General features: G+C 61.8%; 2 protein-coding genes. Both read left to right on the top strand.

The window, feature by feature from the left end; translation table 11 throughout:
* Positions 1–313 (top strand): carbohydrate kinase family protein (locus tag OHD62_RS35545; RefSeq protein ID WP_318528688.1); only part of this gene is annotated, 313 nt, incomplete at its 5' end.
* The coding region (locus tag OHD62_RS35540) for a 2-phosphosulfolactate phosphatase (protein WP_263792417.1) at positions 310–819 on the top strand (510 nt) is incomplete at its 3' end. The genes OHD62_RS35545 and OHD62_RS35540, both read left to right, overlap by 4 nt.

The following is an 819-nucleotide window of genomic DNA, read 5'->3' as shown; positions in this document are numbered from 1 at the left end:
GGCAAGACTGCGCGGTCTCGGCGTTGGACACGTCGTCATGACGCTGGGACCGGATGGTGCCTTGATTGCCGGCCCCGACGGACTGACCAAGATCGCGAGCTACCCAGTCGACGTCGTCGACACTACCGGGGCCGGAGATGCATTCAACGGGGCACTGGCTGCAGGGATGGCCAGTGGACTGAGCCTCGCTGACGCCGTTCGCCGCGGCACTGCGGCGGGAGCTCTCGCAGTCACGAAAAAGCTCGTGGTTCCGGCATTGCCCGATGCGGGTCAGATTTCAGAATTGATGAAAACCCGGACCCCTTGCGCATGAAGATTAAGGTTGCTTTCCTTCCCACCAGTCCCCTGGCTATTGCCGGAGACGTGTGCATTGTCGTGGATGTGATCCGCGCCACGACAGCTCTCGTCGGACTTTTCGATGCCGGCAGCGATCGTGTGTTTGTCGGAGGATTTCGCTCGGACGTCGCCAAAGCGCGCGCCGCCGTGGGCGAGAATGGCGTTATTTGCGCGGAGCTGGATGATGGATCAACGCCCCTTGGCTTCGATCATGAGCCCTCGCCGTCCCTCCTGTCCCGACTCGATCTGTCGGGGCGCTCCGCGATGCTGGCAACGGCCAATGGCACGCCAGCCATTCTCGCGGCAGTTCGCGAAGGCGCAGCCTTGATACTGCTTGGTTCGCTGCGAAACCTTGATGCGGTTGCCCGGCGTGCGCTGGCGGAGGCGTCATCGCGCAATGCAGACATCACGATAATCTGCTCAGGCCAACTGCGGAACTCACGTATTGCGATTGAGGACAGCTATTGCGCCGGCATGATCGTT

The organism is Mesorhizobium sp. YC-39, assembly GCF_025753795.1.
In the GTDB taxonomy this organism is placed as follows: domain Bacteria; phylum Pseudomonadota; class Alphaproteobacteria; order Rhizobiales; family Rhizobiaceae; genus Mesorhizobium.
This window is presented reverse-complemented; position numbering and strand designations above follow the sequence as displayed.